The sequence below is a fragment of the Dietzia sp. CH92 genome, assembly GCF_032248695.1.
GTDB lineage: Bacteria > Actinomycetota > Actinomycetes > Mycobacteriales > Mycobacteriaceae > Dietzia.
Map to the genome: position 1 here is coordinate 10,342 of NZ_JAVHXC010000002.1, position 17,961 is coordinate 28,302.

The 17,961-nt window shown below is 69.1% G+C and carries 4 protein-coding genes; all 4 read left to right on the forward strand.

Annotated elements, in window-relative coordinates; all coding sequences use genetic code 11:
- Position 1: 1 nt before the first annotated feature.
- From RWK90_RS03485 to RWK90_RS03500, 4 genes are read left to right on the forward strand one after another with little or no spacing between them, the layout of a single operon-like run.
- The gene (locus RWK90_RS03485; protein ID WP_314034801.1) at positions 2-4,627 is read left to right on the forward strand and encodes an Eco57I restriction-modification methylase domain-containing protein; all 4,626 of its coding nucleotides are present in this window, start codon (positions 2-4) and stop codon (positions 4,625-4,627) included.
- Entirely contained in the window at positions 4,624-11,139 is a 6,516-nt protein-coding gene (locus RWK90_RS03490) for a DEAD/DEAH box helicase (protein WP_314034803.1), read from the forward strand. The genes RWK90_RS03485 and RWK90_RS03490 overlap by 4 nt, the downstream gene beginning before the upstream one ends.
- 1 nt (position 11,140) lies before the next feature.
- Positions 11,141-13,537 carry a 3'-5' exonuclease gene (locus tag RWK90_RS03495; RefSeq protein ID WP_314034805.1) on the forward strand — a complete coding sequence of 799 codons (2,397 nt, stop codon included), beginning with the start codon at positions 11,141-11,143 and terminating at the stop codon, positions 13,535-13,537.
- Positions 13,534-17,955, forward strand: a complete 4,422-nt coding sequence (locus RWK90_RS03500) for a hypothetical protein (RefSeq protein WP_314034807.1) — start codon at positions 13,534-13,536, stop codon at positions 17,953-17,955. Before RWK90_RS03495 ends, RWK90_RS03500 begins: the two co-directional genes overlap by 4 nt.
- The last annotated feature ends 6 nt before the right edge of the window (positions 17,956-17,961 follow it).

The following is a 17,961-nucleotide window of genomic DNA, read 5'->3' on the forward strand; positions in this document are numbered from 1 at the left end:
CATGGCCGCCGACAGCGCGATCGTCAACGTCGACGAGTGGATCAGCGAGCATTACCTCACCACCGACGAGACCAAGCAGTCCTACCTGGCCCGGGTGCGGGCACTGGTCAAGGGCTGGAAGCAGGACGCCGGCGACGGGGCGGTGTCCCCGCTCAAGCGCCTCACCTCGGCACGGCAGCCACTGCTGGTGTCGCTCTCGCAACTCTCCGCCGGCGACGACGGCGAGGAGGCCCTGCCCGCGTCGGAGGAGGACCGGGCCGAACTGCGCCGGGCGTTGGGGTACCGCACGCCCGGCGACCATTCGTGGACGCGCGGGGAGACCACGTGGCACGCGCCGGCGTGGGCCGGCGACGGCGTGGTGCTGCTGGAGGCCGCCCCGGTGGACACGGTGGAGGACCTGCGGTCGGCGCCCGTGCTCGGCGAGGTGTCGGCCGACGGAAAGCCGGTGGAGGCGGCCGTGGGCAAGGTCGTAGGTGAGCTGTTCGTCTCCGACGCGCCGCCGGCGTTCGTGGCGGCGCTGGCGGGCCGGTGGTTCCTGCTGGCCGAGCGGGAGTCGTGGCCGCTGGGCCGGTTCCTCGCGGTGGACCTGCTGCTGGCCCTCGAGCGCGGCGACACCAGATCGGGCGGCGAGATCGAGCGCGTGGTGGCAGCGGTATGCCGCGAGTCACTCGAGCGTCGCCCCGACGGCACGGTCTGGTGGACCGAGACGCTGGAGGATTCGCGGCAGCACTCGGTCAAGGTCTCCGAGTCGCTGCGCGGGGCGGTGCGGGAGTCGATCGAGATCATCGCCAATGACGTCCTGGACCGGCGCCGGGCGCGGGGGATGTCGGTGGAGGACGTGGACGGGCAGGTGTTGGCGCGTCAGTCGCTGCGGTACCTGTATCGGATCCTGTTCCTGTTGTTCGCCGAGGCGTCGCCGGAGTTGAGGATCCTCCCGGTGGGTTCGACGGAGTACGACGACGGCTACGGGCTTACCCGCCTGCGGGACCAGATCCTCTCCCCGCCGGCCACCCCGCGCGAGGAGCAGGGAACCTATCTCTACGACTCGCTGGCGCTCCTATTTGAGCTGGTCGACGGCGGCCACCATCCCGTGGACGAACCGGGCGTGGCGCCGGGCCTGGAGTTCAACGAGCTCTCGGCGGATCTGTTCTCCCCGGTGGCGACCGCGCTCATCGACGAGGTGCGGCTGTCCAACATGGCGCTGTATCGAGTGCTGGGCAACCTCCTGCTCACGCCGGAGCAGCCGGGAAAGGACCGCGGGTTCATCTCCTACGCCACGCTCGGGGTGACCGAACTGGGGCAGGTGTATGAGGGCCTGATGTCTTACACGGGCTTCATCGCCACCGAGGACCTGTGGGAGGTCGCCCGCGGGGGCGACGACTCCAAGGGGTCGTGGGTGGTGAACCACGCCGACTCGCTGGAGGTCTCGGCCTCGGACCGGGTGGTGCGTCGTAACCCGGTGACGGGTGAGGACGAGTGGGTGCGGCACCCGCGCGGGTCGTTCGTGTTCCGCCAGTCCTCGCGCGACCGGGAGCGGTCGGCCTCGTTCTACACCCCGCAGGTGCTCAGCGAATTCGTGGTGGGCCAGGCCATCGAGGAGCTCGATGCCACGGGCCGGATTGATCGCGCCGAGGACATCCTGACGCTGTCCATCTGCGAGCCGGCGATGGGCTCGGGCGCGTTCGCCGTGGAGGCCGTCCGTCAGCTGGCCGAGCTCTATCTGGAGCGCCGCCAGCGAGAACTGGGCACGGAGATCGACCCGGAGCAGCGGACCGCCGAATTGCAGAAGGTCAAGGCCCACCTCGCCCTGCACCGCGTCTACGGGGTGGACCTCAATGCCACGGCCGTGGAGCTCGCCGAGATCGCCCTCTGGCTGGACACCATGACCCCGGGGCTCAAGGCCCCGTGGTTCGGCCTGCACCTGCGCCGCGGTAACTCGCTGATAGGCGCCCGTCGGGCCACCTACTCCCCCAGCCAGGTGGAGAAGAAGCAGTGGCTCACCGCCGAACCCCAGGATGCCCCGCTGAGTGCCCTCGCGGCGGCAGTCGACGACGAAACGGGTGTCGATCCGACCGTCCGCGGAGGCATCCACCACTTCCTCTTGCCCGCCGCCGGCTGGGGCGCCGCCGCAGACGCCAAGGATCTCGCGCCATACGTCGGCGAAGCGCAGAAAGAGCTTAAAGCGTGGCGTAAGCAGATCACCGCCAAGCCAACCAAGACCCAAGTGCAGCGGCTGACGGACCTTGCCGAGCGTGTGGAAAAGCTGTGGCAGCTGTCGCTCGTGAGAATGCGTATCGCCGAGGACCAGGTGCGGCGGGAAATCGATGTCTACGGGGCCGATCTCACCGCTCCGCTCAACCCGGTCCCGAGGTCGGAGATCGAGATGTCCTTCGCTAACCGCGATAGCGCGTTCCGACGCCTCCGCCTGGCAATGGATGCGTGGTGCGCGATGTGGTTCTGGCCACTCACCGAGGCCAAAGTGACCGTCGACGGAGAAACAGTCACACCACCGACGCTGGACCAGTGGATCGACGGCTTAGAGGCCCTGCTCGGCCACGCCTACTCGGACGCCTCGAAGGGCCGCGGACGACGGGGGCCTGGGGAGGGGCAGATCGTCCTGGGTTCTGATCTCACCTGGGAGCAGATCGACCAGGCCGAGGAACTTGATCGCGTCTTTGCGAGAGAGAAGCAGGTCGAGGCCGTGCTGACGAACCATCCCTGGCTCGCAGTTTGTGAGCAGGTCGCCCACGAACAGGGCTTCTTCCACTGGGAACTCGACCTCGCCCCTGTATTCGCACTCGGCGGTTTCGATCTACAAGTCGGAAACCCGCCGTGGGTCCGGCCACGCACCGACGAGGACGCTCTCTGGGGAGAAGCAGACCCATGGTGGATCCTCGCACACAAACCCACCCAGGCCTCAAGAAGGGCGCGGCGTGATCAGACCTCGCTGCGGCGAGGCGCAGTGGAAGTCGTCGCAACTGGTATCGCCGAGACGGTGGTCACGTCGACGTTCCTCAACGACACAACGCAGTACCCACTCTTGACAGGCCAGCAGCCCGATCTTTACCGGGCCTTTATGCAACGGACATGGCGGTCAGCGAACGACAACGGAGTCGTGACCCTCATCCATCCCGAGTCGCACTTCACCGAGAAAAAAGCCGCACCGCTCCGGCGGGAAGCATACCTCCGATTGCGGAGACATTGGAAATTCAATAATGACCTCCAGCTCTTCGCGATCGGCGGGACTCGCACTTACGGAGTGCATGTCTACGGACCGTGCGGCGAGACTGCGAAGTTCCTTCATGCGTCAAGCATCCTCCACCCACGAACTATCATCGAATCGCTCGTTCACGACGGGTCTGGGCCGCCACCAGGATTGAAGAATGACCTCCACGAGTTCGACCTTCGCCCTCACCGCGATCGCATCAACTTCGTCAATATGGAAACCTTGGACTTGTGGAAGTCGATCCTGGAAGAGCCTGACACCGCGGCGCTGGATTCGCGAATGGTCTACTCGGTCACCACCGAGGCGGAGGGCGTTCTCCGCAAGCTCGCCGCCGCGCCCCGCATCAAGGAGCTGGGGCTCAAGTACTCCCGGGGCTGGGACGAGTCGATCGATAAGAAGAAGGGCTATTTCGACACCAAGTGGGCGGTGCCGGGGCGGTGGTACGACGTGATCCTCCAAGGCCCGCACTTCAGCGTTGCGAACCCTTTTGCGAAACAGGTCAATCCCACGATGAAGAACAAGCAGGATTGGACCGAAATAGACTTGGAGGCCTTGCGGCCGGACTTCATCCCAGCTACGGCCTACCAGTTGCAGGTCGCTCAGCAGAAGGTTGACTCGGACTACTCTTCGTTTATTAGTGAAGCGAGTGGCCTGCGTGTATCCCACCGAAATTCATGTCGGATAATTTGGCGGTACATGGCCGCTACTACCGGATTCCGCACTCTCTATCCCGCTGTTATTCCAACCGGGTCGATGCATGTCCACGGCGCACAGTCCGCCTCCCCAGGCAATGCGGATCTGCCCACGCTGATACTGGCAGGCGCCACGATGTCCGGAGTTTTGGCAGACTTCCTCGTCAGATCCAGCGGTAAGGCGCATGTTGACCCAGGTGTCGTATCGGGGCTTCCTCTTAACCGAAAGTTCGCAAAGACCGGGCAGTTGGTTCTTCTCTTTTCGAGATTAAACTGCCTTACCTCCACCTACGCCCCCCTCTGGGAAAAGGTCACAGGCACCGAATGGACCCCCGACGTCCCGCTGCGCAAAGCCGAGGAACGCCGCCAGGCCCAGGTCGAGATTGACGCACTCGTCGCCCTGAGCCTCGGTGTGACGGCCGATGAGTTGTGCATGATCTACCGCACCCAGTTCCCGGTGATGCGCAAGTACGACTCCCAGGACCTCTTCGATGCCAACGGGCGGAAGGTGGCCGAGGACGTAGCTAAGCTGTACCGCAAGCTCAAGCCGGGGCAGGAGCTCAGCGAGGAGGAGCGGACCTGGACGCATCCGCAGTCCGGGGTGACGTACGTCTTCGAATACCCCTTCCGGATCCTCGACCGCGAGGCCGACATGCGCGCCGCGTACGAGCGATTCGAGCGGGAGCTGGCCGACGGGACACTCGGGTGAGCGCGCTCCTACCGCTGCAGGCCGCCGAACAACTCAAGGACGGGATCGCCGAATTCCTGTCCACCACGTTCGCCCTGTCGGACAAGTCCACGCTCTCCGCACTGACGGAGTTCGTGTCCAGCCCCGGCACGGGAATGTTCCACGGCCCGTACGTGCGGACCCGCATGCCGTTCACCCCCGCCACCGACGGCGCCACCGAGGCACTGGACTGGACTCCCACCACGTTCCCGTTCCGCCCGTACGTCCATCAGGCACAGGCCTTCGCCCGCCTGTCGAGCAAGCCCTCGCCGGACTCGACCGAGCCGTGGCGGCGACCCGACCCCACCCTGGTGGTGACCGGCACCGGCTCGGGTAAGACCGAGTCGTTCCTCTACCCCGTTCTCGACCACGCCCGCCGCGCCCGCGCCCAGGGCATCCGCGGGGTCAAGGCGCTGATGCTGTACCCGATGAACGCCCTGGCCACCGACCAGGCCGAGCGCCTCACCCGGCTGCTGACCACCGAGCCGGCGCTCTCCGGGCTCACCGCGGGCCTCTACACCGGCGAGGCCTCGGGATCGGGACGCACCACCGTGAGCGAGGCCGGGCTCATCACCGACCGCGCCACCATGCGGGAGGATCCACCGGACCTGCTGCTCACCAACTACAAGATGCTCGACCAGCTCCTCCTGCGCGCAGAGGACGCCGACATCTGGCGGATCTCCGCCGCCGGACTGCAGTACGTGGTGCTGGACGAGTTCCACACCTACGACGGGGCGCAGGGCACCGACGTCGCGTTGCTCCTTCGGCGTCTCGGCCTGGTGGTAGGCACTCACCTCGACGCGGCCACGACCTCCCTCGTCCCGCGGACCGAGGCCGACCGCGCCCGGCCGCTGGGCCGGATCACCCCCGTGGCCACCTCGGCCACCCTCGGCGACGACGGCGACACGACCGCCGTCCGGACGTTCGCCGCCACCGTGTTCGGCGAGGACTTCCCCCCGGAATCCGTGCTCACCGAGTCCCGCCTCACCGTGGACCAGTGGACCGGGCTCGCCGCCGATGGGCGGATCCCGGTGGAGACCGCCGTCTCGCGCGCGGTGATGGCCGAGCTCGACCAGGCCATCCGGGAGCAGACCGAGTCGGGCGACGATCCGGCGGAGGCCACCTTCACCGAGGTCGCGGCCCGCGTTTGGGGTCTGACGCCCGACGCAGGAATGGACGATGCGGTGGAGGCGCTCCGCCGTCACGAGCTCACCGCGCGCATCCTCGCTCACTCATCCCGCGCGGTGAGCATCACCGATCTGACCGCCGCGGTGCTGCCGGCCGATCACGGGCGCAGCCCGGCGGAGGCCGAGACGTTCCTCGTCCACGTGCTGGGGGCGATGAGTCACGTCCGGGCAGTGGTCACCGCCGCAGACCCGAATGCCGGTCGCCGCCTGCCCAGCATCGAGGCCCATCTGTGGGTCCGGGAACTATCGCGCCTTGACCGCGCCGTCCAGTCCCGTGTCGCCTTCCACTGGCATGACGACGGGCCGGACCTCGCCGCCGCGGCCTCGCGGGAGGACCACGGGTTCGGTGATCGCGACTACCTCCCCGCGATCTACTGCCGTCACTGCGGTCGGGCCGGCTGGATGACCGCCTTCGAGTCCGGAACCGAGAAGCCGGTCTTCGAACCCGCGGCGATCAGGCGCCAGTCGGTGAACGACCCCTCGGCCAACCGTGCCCTCATCGCCGCGGACCAGGAGGTCAGCGCCGCACACGACGCCGAACTGCCCCTGTCCCAGGTGCGGGTCTCCCGCGACTCGGGCACCTCGCTCATGTGGCTCGACCCCACCCAGGCCACCCTGCACGGTGCCGACGCCCACGACGCGTCGGAACAGGACGATCGCATTGTCCCCGTGCTTCTCCACACGGGACTAGCGGCCAAGGAGAACTCCGAGCGCCGCACCTGCCCGGCCTGCGGCACGCGCGACTCCATCCGCTTCATCGGCTCAGCGGTGGCCACCCTGCTCTCGGTGGCCCTGTCCAACCTCTTCGGACTTCGCGGCCTGGATCCGGCCGACAAGCGCACCCTGGTGTTCAGCGACTCGGTCCAGGACGCCTCCCATCGCGCGGGATTCGTCCAGGCCCGCTCCCACGCCTTCGCGCTACGCACCGCCATCACCACCGCCCTCGACGGTGGCGAGGCGTTCCTCGACGACCTGTCCAGAGATGTGGTGGCAGGCGCCGAGAGCCCGGTCGAGCGCTACCACCTGCTCCACCCGTCGATCGTGGAGCGAGCCACCTTCACCGCGTTCTGGGACCCCACCGCCACGGCCGCGCAGCGCCGGAGTGCCCCGCGGCGGGTGCGGGAGAGGCTGCTGTTCGACCTGTGCCTGGAGTTCGGGCTCCGCTCGACCGTCGGCCGCACGCTGGCCCTGACGGGGACCGCCGTCCCCAGCGTGAACATCCCCTCCGCCGCTCTGCTCGTCACCGCGCGCCGGGTCTGGGATTCCCTCGCCGTGCAGTCCACCCTCACCGAGGCCGAGCCGTGGGACACCGACCTGGAGGCGTGGGCGAGGATCATCGTGGAGCGCATCCGCCAGCGCGGCGGCATCAACCACCCGTGGCTCGCCACGTATCTGAGCGCTGACGGCAACACCTTCCACCTCACCAACCGCCGCGCCCGCGCCCGCGGGGTTCCCGGTTTCCCGGTGGGTGGCTGGCCCACCTTCCCGCGCGTGGGATCCACCCTGGCCAAGGACCGCTACCGCGACGGCACCGACGCGGTGGCCAGCAACCGCTCCTGGTACGCCCGCTGGACCGCCCGCCACCTGGGCGTCACGCCCGACTCCGCGCAGAAGCTGGTGGCCACCCTCATGGAGCACCTCGCCGCCGACGCGCACCTCGAGGCCGTGACCACCGAATCCGGTGCCACCATCTACGCGCTCGATCCGGCGCGCATCCTCGTGGCCACCGAGGCCGAGCCCGCCGAGCTGCGATGCGACGTGTGCCACAACGCCACGCCCGCGGCCGCCCCGGTCCGTGACGTGGTGGAGGGCGCCCCGTGCCTCACCGTGGACTGCTCCGGGCATCTGCGGGTGGAGCAGATCGACACCCGCAATTACTACCGGCGCCTCTACCACTCCCGCGACAGCCGCTCGGTGGTCGCGCGCGAACACACCGGCCTGCTGCAGCCCGCCGAGCGGGCGCTGATCGAGACCCAGTTCAAGTCCGCCTCCGACGCCCCCGGTGCGCCCAACGTGCTGGTGGCCACCCCCACCCTGGAGATGGGCATCGACATCGGTGACCTGTCCTCGGTGATGCTCTCCTCGCTGCCCGGTTCCGTGGCCCGCTACGTGCAGCGGGTGGGCCGCGCGGGACGCCTCACCGGCAACTCCCTCGTGGTGGCGCTGGTCCAGGGCCGCGGTGCCGCACTGCCAGTGGTGCACGACCCGCTCTCGCTCATCAACGGCAGCGTCCAGCCCCCGGCGGCGTTCCTCTCGGCCGCCGAGATCCTGCGACGGCAGTTCATCGCCCACGCGATCGACAGCCTGGTGACCGAGGGCATCAGCCCCGTCGACAAGCAGGCGCGAGTTGTCTTCTCCTCGCACCCCGGGTCGTTCCTCACCGTCTTGCGCACCGAGCTGCCCGCCCGGGTCCCGGCGATGCTCGACCGGTTCCTGGCCAGCCTCGGCTCCCACGTGGGCGAGGCCGCCGCCCGCGACCTGCGGGAGTGGGGCACGGGAGTCACCGCCGACGGTGACCCGGCCCCGGTCACGCTGGACTCGAGCCTCAAACTCGCCGGCGACCGCTGGCGGACCGACTACGCCGAGCTGGCCTCCCGGCTCGACGCATTGGACGCGGTATTGGACGGCCTCCGCGAACGCGCCGAGAGCCCCGGCGCCACCGATCAGGAGAAAGACGACCTGCGCGCGGCCCAGGCCTCCCGCAAGGCCACCGTGGCCCAGAAGACCGCCCAGCGCGACGAGTACTGGATCGGCGCCCTCGAACGCTACGGGCTGCTGCCCGGTTACCAGCTCCTCGACGACACCGTGGACCTGCAGGCATCCATCACCACGTACGACCCCGACACCATGGAGTTCGACGCGACCTCGGCGACGTTCACCCGGTCGATCTCCTCGGCCCTGACCGAACTCGCCCCCGGCAACTCTTTCTACGCCGATCGGATGCGCATCGAGATCTCGGCCGTGGACATGGGAGCCGACGGCGACGCCGTGGAACGCTGGCGGGTCTGCCCCGCCTGCAGCTATGCCCGCACGGAGGTCGCCGGCACCGGTCCCGGCTCCTGCCCCGCGTGCGGGGCCGCCGGGTTCGCCGACACCGACCAGGTTCTCGACGTGGTGCCCCTGCGTACGGTGTCCGCGCAGGTCATGCGCGACTCGGCCACCGTCGACGAACGGCATGACGAACGTCGTCGTCGTCGTTACTCCGTGGCCCGCACCCTCGCCTGGGACCCCACCGACGCCGCCCCCGCCTGGTTCGTGGACAACAACGGGTTCGGCGCCCGCTACCTGCGGCGCGCCGACATCCGGTGGATCAACCTCGGCACCGGCGCCGGGAGCACGCGACTCATCGGCGGCACCCAACCGTCCGCGCCCCAGTTCCGCGTGTGCGGCTATTGCGGGCACCTCGACTCCGAGGCCGGCGCCAACAGCCGCCGCGACCACCGACCCTGGTGCCCCCACACCACCGCGTCCGAAGAACCCAGCGTCCACGTCTCCCTGGGACGGGCCCTGGCCACCGAAGGGGTGCTGCTCTATCTCCCACCCGCGGTGTCCACGTACGACACCATGGTGCTTCCCAGCCTCACCGCCGCCCTGCGGCTCGGGTTCCGGCGCGTCCTGGGCGGCGACCCCAGCCACCTCGACGTGGCCACCGTCACCGTCCCCCAGGTGGGCAAGCCCTCCCCCGCGCTCCTGCTGCACGACACCGTGCCCGGCGGCACCGGCTACCTGGCGGACTTCACCACGCCCGAACGCGTGTGGGACCTGCTCCACACCGCCTATCTCGCCGTGCGCGACTGCTCCTGCGCCGACGAGAACCGGCTGGCCTGCCCGCGCTGCCTGCTGGCCCACGCCAGTAGCGGCGAGGCCGACCGCACCTCCCGCGCCGCCGCGGAGAGTGCCCTGCTCGCACTCCTGCGCGGGGCCGATAAGGACGACGACTCAGAACCAAAACGCGACGACTGGACGGTGGTCACCACCCAGACGATCGACACCGAGGGCGACTCCGCGCTGGAGGTGCGCTTCCGGCACGCGCTGCGGACATCCCTCGAGGACGCGGGCGGCACCATCACCACCGTGCCCGACGGCAAATACACCGCCCTGCGCATCCGGATGCCCGGTTCGCGGCTCACCTGGATGCTCCGGGCCCAGAACCACATCCACGAGGCCGGGACGACGCCCGACTACGTGCTCGAGGCCGACGACCCGCACCAGATGAGGTTCGCCGTCTACACCGACGGCTACACCTACCACGCCAGCCCCGTGCACAACCGGGTCGACGACGACGCCGGCAAGCGCGCCGCGCTGCGCGACCTGGGCTGGATCCCCTGGGCCGTCACATACGCCGACCTCGAGGAGCACGACTCGGCCGGGCCGCCGGCGACGTGGGAGCACCAGAACTTCGTCAAGGCCTTCGCGGCGCCGCTAGGGATCTCCCCGGGGCTCCTCAACGACGCCGCCAAGGACCCCGTGAGCGTGCTCGCGCGCATCCTCACCGATCCCACGCCCGACGTGTGGCGGAACGTCGGGCACGCGAGTGCTGCGTACTGGTTCGCCACCGGCGACCGCGTGAAAGCGCGGTCCGAGCACGCCCGGCGGTTCGCGCAGCTCGTGGTGCAGGGGCATCCGCGACAGCCGTCCTCCCTGAACGCCGAGCTGGTGATCGACGACTCCGACCGTGCCGTGGCGAGCGACGGGTACCGCGAGGACTGGCAGTGGTGGCTGCGCGTGGCCAACCTGCTCTCGCTGCGCGGACAGAACACGGCGATCGGGACGCGGCGCGGCGTCGCACGGGCCGAGGACATCGAGGCCGAGCTGAAGGCGATGGTCGCAGAGTCGGAGGGGGCCGGGGCTGTCGAGACGGAAAGTGCGGAATCTGCGGCCGGCGGGGTGTCGGTGGCCGGCGAGATGTCGGTGGCCGATCCGGGTGCCGGGGTCCCTGCCGCGGGCGACGCCGACGGTTCGACGGGTCCGGGTGTCGACGAGTTGCCCGAGCCGTGGCGCGAGCTCGCCGAGGAGATCGACCCCGACGACCCCGACGCCGAGGTCGAGAGCGCGCTGATCCGGGCGCTGGCCGAGGCGGACGTGCCGTTGCCCGACTACGGCGAGGAGGTCCACGGCGTGATCGCCAACGTCTCCTGGCCGGACGCGCGGATCGCGGTGTTCGTGTCGCAGTCGTCGGATAAGGTCCGGCCGATCGCCGAGGCGGGCTGGACCGTGATCGACGCCGGAATCGAGAACGGGGACCCCGTGGCCGCGGCCGCGGCGGTCAGAGACGCGCTGGCGCAGCGCGGCGGAGAGAGGGCTTGAGATGGCGACCATCACGCTGATCAACAAGAAGGAGAACCTCGACGGTTCTCTGCGCAAGCGCGTGTTCGACATGCTCTCCAAGCTGCAGGCCGACGACACCGCGGTGGGCGCGCACGTGGAGCCCATCAAGAACGCCGTGGACGGCCGCATCCGATCGGTACGGGTCAACGACAAGTTCCGGGCCCTGGTCTTCAAGATCGACGGCGGCGCCGAGACCCACTACGTCTATGTGGGTACCTACCCACACGACGACGCCTACGACGCCGCCGCGACCATGCAGCTCCGGGTCAATCCGGTCAACGGCGTGCTCACCCTCGTCCGCGAACAGGCCGCGGCGCTCGATGCGAAGCTGGCCGCCGAGCAGGCCAAGAAGGCCGCCGCACTCGAGGCCGCGGCCAAGGCCGGGCAGGTAACTGAGGATGGGGCCGCGACCGGGGGCGCGGAGACGGAGTCCGGTCTTGGTCCCGAGGCGTCGGCACCGGCTGAGTCGGCCCCGGTCGCCGCGGTGGTCGAGGACCCGACCCCCGACTTCGCGGCGAACGGGATCGACGCCGACGTCCTCGCGCGCGAACTGGGGATCGACCCCGCCGTCTCCGGTCCGGCGCTGGCGTCCACGACCCTGTCGGAACTCGAGGCCGCGCTCCAGGCGGCAGCCCCGTGGGAACGCGACGCCCTCCTCGGGCTGGCGGTGGGCTACTCCCTCGACCAGGTCCGCGACGAGCTGCGGCTCGGCGCCACGGCCGACGACGCCGAGGTGTCCGACCCCGACACTGACGAGTTCATCCGCGCGGTCACCGCCCCGGCCGCACGGATGCAGTTCACGTTTCTCGGCAGCGGCGGCGACTCGACCGACGTCATGCGCGAGATCATCGAGAACGGTGACTTCGAGGCGTGGACCACCTTCCTTCACCCCTCGCAGGAGGTGCTGGCGACCCGCTACCGCAACGGCGCCTACCGCGTCTCCGGCGGCGCGGGCACCGGCAAGACCGTGGTGGCGTTGCACCGTACCCGCGCCCTGGCGACCCGATCGCTCACCGGTGCCCCCGCCGAGTACTCGGCCGACGCCCCCACCCCTCGGGTGCTGCTCACCACTTTCACCCGGGTCCTGGCGGCCTCGCTTTCGGCGCAGCTCAAGATCCTCGACGCCGGCCTGTCCCGTGCCCCGGCCATCGGTGACGACGGCGTAGCCGTGGCCGGTATCGACCAGACCGCCATGACCGTGCTGAACCGGGCCACACCCGCCCAACTCGCTGCCGCCGGGCCCGCCGTCATCGGCCAGTCTCTCTCCTCGGTCCCCTCCCCGCTGAGCGACCACGATGAGCGCGAGCTGTGGTTCGAAGCCGTCGAGCGGGCGGCGGTGAAGCCCGAGGGCGCGACCGCGAGCCCCGAGTTCCTCCGCGGGGAACTGGAGACCGTCGTCCTGGCGCAGGGCATCACCACCAAGGCCGGCTACCTCAAGGCAGACCGCGGCGGCCGGGGCACGCCGCTGAACCGCAAGGCCCGCACCGCGGTGTGGTCCGCGATCGAGTCCTACCTCGCCATCACCCGTCGCGAGAACAAGCAGACCTTCCAGGTGCTCGGGTGCCTCGCCGCCGCCGTGCTCGACGGGATCGCCGACGCCGGCGGGGGACGGCTGCTGGACCACGTCGTGGTGGACGAGGCGCAGGACTTCCACGTCGGTCACTGGCGGTTGCTGCGGGCGCTCGTCGCAGAGGGCCCGAACGACCTGTTCATCGCCGAGGACGGCCACCAGCGGATCTACGGCCGCCCCACCGTGCTGTCCCACTACGGGATCAACATCCGCGGCCGGGCCTCGCGGCTCACCCTGAACTACCGCACCACCGACGAGAACCTGCGCTTCGCGATGGGCATCCTCGCCGGCGAGACGTTCGTCGACACCGACGGCGAGTCGGAGAACCTCACCGGCTACCGCTCGGCCCGCAGCGGTCCCGCGCCGCAGGTGGGCCATGCCGACACCCTCCGTGGCGAGCTCGACATCGCTGAGGGTCACATCCGCTCCTGGCTGGCCGAGAACCCCAAGGCGTCGATCGGCGTGCTCACCCACAACCGTCGGGACGTGGACCGGATCATCGACGGGCTCGAGTCCCGCGGCATCGAGATCAGCTCCGGGGAAGGCTCGGGCGTGCACGTGACCACCATGCACTCGTCCAAGGGGATGGAATTCACCCACGTCGTGCTGGCCCGCGTGAGCGAGGGGACCGTCCCCGCGCCCGTCCGCCACGGACTGACCGACGAGGACCGGGAGCACCTGCGCAGGCGTGAGCGGTCCCTGCTCTACGTGGCCGCGTCCCGGGCCCGCGATCAGCTCGTCGTCACAACCGGGGCCCAGCCGTCACCACTCCTACCCGGCATCTCCACGGAGGACTCCGCATCGTGACAGACGCGAGCAGCACCGGCACGTACACCTGGCGGCTCGCGTTCCCCTTCTGGGATCAGGTCGTCGAACAGGTTCCCGTGTCCGGCGGCGCTCTCGTCGCCGAGACCTCCCCGGAGGACCGCGTCGAGACGGTTCTCGAACTCGCCTCGGCGTTCCGGGGGGCCGGGGACGCCGCGCTCGGCGAGATCTATCCGCTCATCCCGTCCCAGTTCGGCCTGGTGGTGGATTCCGCGAAACCGCCAGAGACATTCGCCGCTCTCGCCGTCCGGCCCTCTCAGGACGTCACCACCCCTCTCACGCGAGCCGACGGGCGCCGACTCCACCGCACCCTCTCCCAGGTCAACGCCGCGGCCGCGGCGGTGCCCGAACCCACCTGGCCCCGGGATCCCGTCCTGCGGGCGGTGAGCAGCGCGGTGTTCGCGCTCCCGCCCGAGAGGTTCTACGCACTCATCGACATACGGCTCAGGGGCGGCGACGCCGACGCCGCGAGCGCGTACGTCAACCGGGAATTCCAGGACGACCTCGACACCATTCTCGAGGCCGCCGTCGCCGAGGCGCGTGAGGCCGCGGACTCACCGGAGATGAGGCACTGGCTGGAGACCCTCATCTCCCCGGACGGCAACGTCGCCCTGTCCACCCATCCGCAGCTGCGCCGACGCTTGGGGTTACTCGACGTGACCCTCGCCCAAGCGGTGGAACTCCTCGTTCACGACGTGGGGGACCTCTCCACCGAGACGGATCATCCCGCACCGCCGCAGGAAACAACGCCGGCAGAGACCGTCAGCACTGTCCGCCCCGGTACCTCGACCCCGACAGGCGATTCCCCACTTACCGGCCTGGAGGAGGGTGGCGCGCCCACCGGAGAGGAGCCGGTACTCGCTCAACCAACCCACGCGGTCACGCCACCTGCGGACGAGGATTCGACGGACGCTGATACCAGCGCGATCCGCCCGCACGAGCACGCCACCCCCACGTCCGGTGGCCCTCATCCCGGGCTAAACCTGACGTCGGACGACGACCTCGACGCGTGGGAAGCCGCGCTGCGCGACAGGTTGGCCGAAGCCACGCTCGCCGTGGACACCGACCTGTCCGCGGTGGAACTCGACGTCCTTCTGGACGTGTACGGCGACCGTTACCGCCTGTCACGCGGGCGGGGCACCACCGTCGCCCAGATCGCCCACCACTTCCCCGCCGCCACGCTCATGTCCCTGGTGGGCATGGCGTCCATCGGTCTCGAGGACAACACCTATTGGGACCGGTACTGGGGCCGACTAAAGGTCGAGCACGGCAACAACGACGAGAATCACCTCCGGCACCTCGTCCTCCCGCTGCTGGAGAAGTTCGGGTTGGACCCGATCGAGGGCCTGTCGAAGTCCAGTCACGTCCAGCGCCTTGCGATCCATGCCGGCACCCCGGCGGCCAGTGCGGGCCGACTCATCGAGGTGCTCAGCACCTACATCGGCTCGGTCTCCTCACGTGACACCCAGCCCTTCGTCGACTGGGTGCGGCAGCCGGGACAGGAGCACGTCTTCGAGCGCCTGGACTACCCCACCAGGAACTTCGTCCGCTACAGCGGAGCACGCGGCGCCGAGCTGCTGGGCGAGATGGCCCGCATCGTGGCCGAGATCGCCGAGAACCCAGCCTCCGACGCTTCCACGCTAACCACCGACCAGACATTCCTTCCCGAGTTGCTCGTCGATCCACTCCGTCGGGCACTCCAGGATGCGGACGTCTCCGGATCGGTCCGCTCGCAGCGCCGGAGGTCGCGGCTCTCGCCCACCCTCCACCTGGAGGCGGACGATTCGATGGTGGTACGGATCCCGGCCCCCTCGAGCCACACCTCAGCTCCGTGGACTGTCACGCTGGACAACCACGTGGTTCGGGTCGCGGCCGAGAAGTTCAGCAGCGATCGATCAGTCGAGGTCCCGCTTGAACACCCCACCCGCCGTGTCGTGGTGACGCATCCCTCCCTGACGCACCCGATCGAACTCCGTCTTTACGACGCGTCCAAGCCACTCATTCTCTTCACCACGCAGGGCGAACACATCCCGGACACCGCGCGCCTGCCCAGGTCGGAAGTGCTCACGGTCCTGCCGGGCGATCTCACCGTTCTGGGCGAGCATCCCCACGCACCCCGCGTGATCGACGAGTTCGGCGCGCCCCTGGGCTGGGACGGTTGGACCATCCGCCAGTGGGATCTCACTGAGACCACCTCGCTGCGGACTCGGACCTCCCAGGACGAGGTACGCGACCTCCCGGTGGGCAGCCAGGCGCTTCCTGCTCTCTTCGACGAACCCGACGACCCGCTCCCCGTTCTCCCCGGGGTGTTCAGCGAGAAGCTCCCCGTTCTGCACGACCGTCCGTGGATCGTGCTGCCTGCCCTCGGTGGGTCCGAGGCGACGTGGACGATCCGGTATCGGCGAGCCGGCGCCACGGAATGGGTCGTCCAGGGCGACTACATCTCTCCGGATGGCGGCGAGGTCCCCCTGTTCGCTGACGAACCCGCACAGCTCGGCCGCTTCGACGTGCGTGTCACGGGACCCTTCGGCGCGAGGTTCGAGACGAGCGTCTTCGTCGCGGAGGGGCTGGAGATCGCCTACGACGACACGCTCCGCATCCCCACCGACAACGGACTTACCGAAGTCACCGCCACGGTCTGGTCCGACGACCCGATTCTGGTGGTGCTCGACCCGAACCTGCATTTCGGTCCCGACGATTCCAAGCGGCCACTCCGTATCCGTCGGGGAGCAGCTTCCGAAATGGTCACCGTCCGGCCCCCGCGGATGGAATTCCGGATGACGCCGGTCGGCGGCGTTCCCTCATGGAGCGACAGGCAGATCGGGCGTCGCCCGGACGACTTCACCGGAGCAGTACTCGCCGTCCGCGGAATACCCGAGGACATCGACGTGGTGGCAGAAGTCCGCGATCACACCGGTTCGGTACGAGCGCGGGAGAAATTAACCTCCCGTTCCCGCGGCGGCGTCCTCACCATGACCGCGGATCGCCTCGCCGGGGCCGCCCGCCAGGCCCAGTCCGGGGAAGTGGTGCTCCAGCTGAAGTACCCCGACGGCACCTACGCAGCTCCGATCATCCGTTTCAACACCGTCGCCGCAGACGTGAGGATCACGGTCGAGGAAGACGAGATCCTCGTCCGGGGTCGCAACCTACACCCCGACACGACGGTCCATATCTGGAAGGTCGCCCGCCCCTGGAGCCCGGTCCTCACCGTGCCACTCGTCAGAGGCCGGGCGGCACTACCCGCGTCGGCCAGAGAGGTGGGTGACCTGCGGATCGCCCCCGCCGTCCAGGACGACTGGGACCCGATTCCGCCCTCGCCCCTGCCGTCCGGGGACAGCGTTCGGATCTCTCGCCCGAGCGACTTCACTGACCCCGCGACGAGTGGGCTGTCTCGCTTCCTTCTAGGCCTGGTCGGTACCGACGACATCGACCCCACCCGCCCGGAAGTGTGGTCCGCGCTCGGCCTGCTCTCACGCGGACTCGAGGCCGGCGACGATCAGCGATTCCGCCAACTGTCCCGGTTGCTCGGTAACTCTCCCCGTCGAGCTGCACTGTCCCTGGCCGCCGCGCCACTGGACTCCTCCGACAAGCTCGCTCTGCTCATTCGATCCGGCCTGGTCTTCCACTCGTTCAAGCCCTACGGCCGCGAGGACTTGCTGGCCAGAGCCGCCAGCACCGCGCTTTCGTCGGAACCCTGGCTCCACGTTCTCATCACCATCGCCGACATCCCCGCGGCGAGCGTGGAAGAGCGGATGGTGCTACGGAGCCGCCTCCAGGGCGTGGGCGGACGCACCCTGATCGACATCCTCAAGACCGGAAGTGATCCGCTGGCGATTTCCGCGTCCCTCGACGCGGAACTGGTTCTGCGGAGCGACCGGCCCGACGAGGTGAACAAGTTCCTCGACACCAAGCGACTGGTCCCCGGGGGTCTCACCGACGCGGCCTCCAGGTACGACGCCTATCGGGCCCTGTTCCGGAACAAGGATTCGGAAATCGACAAGCTCCGAGAGTTCTACGGGGTGTTGTTCGAGGGGCGCTTCTCACCACTCGGTGAGGTCAAACGCTTCGGTGTCCTCTGGCGGGCGGTGACCGCACGGACCCGAAAGCTGGGGAACGTCACCAACGCGCACCCCTGGGCCAACGCGCCGTTCGCCAGTCTGACGTTCTGCCTCTACGCCCGCCTGGCTGCCGCAGACGAGATCCGACTGGACCCGCCCCCGGGCCTGGACACGACATGGGCCTGGTTCGCCGCACGAGAGCCCCGGCAGACCATGATCGACCTCCTCATCGCGGAGGCCCTGGTCACCCGGATGACACTGCGTGATCGCAGACGCAATCCCTATTCTTCATTCGACTCTATGACCGACGAGGACATCGTCGACCTCATCGTCACCCCCTAGGAGAAC

Coding starts and splice junctions, on each gene's coding strand:
- RWK90_RS03485 (WP_314034801.1), top strand. CDS start 2: ATGGCCGCCGACAGCGCGATCGTCAACGTCGACGAGTGGATCAGCGAG.
- RWK90_RS03495 (WP_314034805.1), top strand. CDS start 11,141: ATGGCGACCATCACGCTGATCAACAAGAAGGAGAACCTCGACGGTTCT.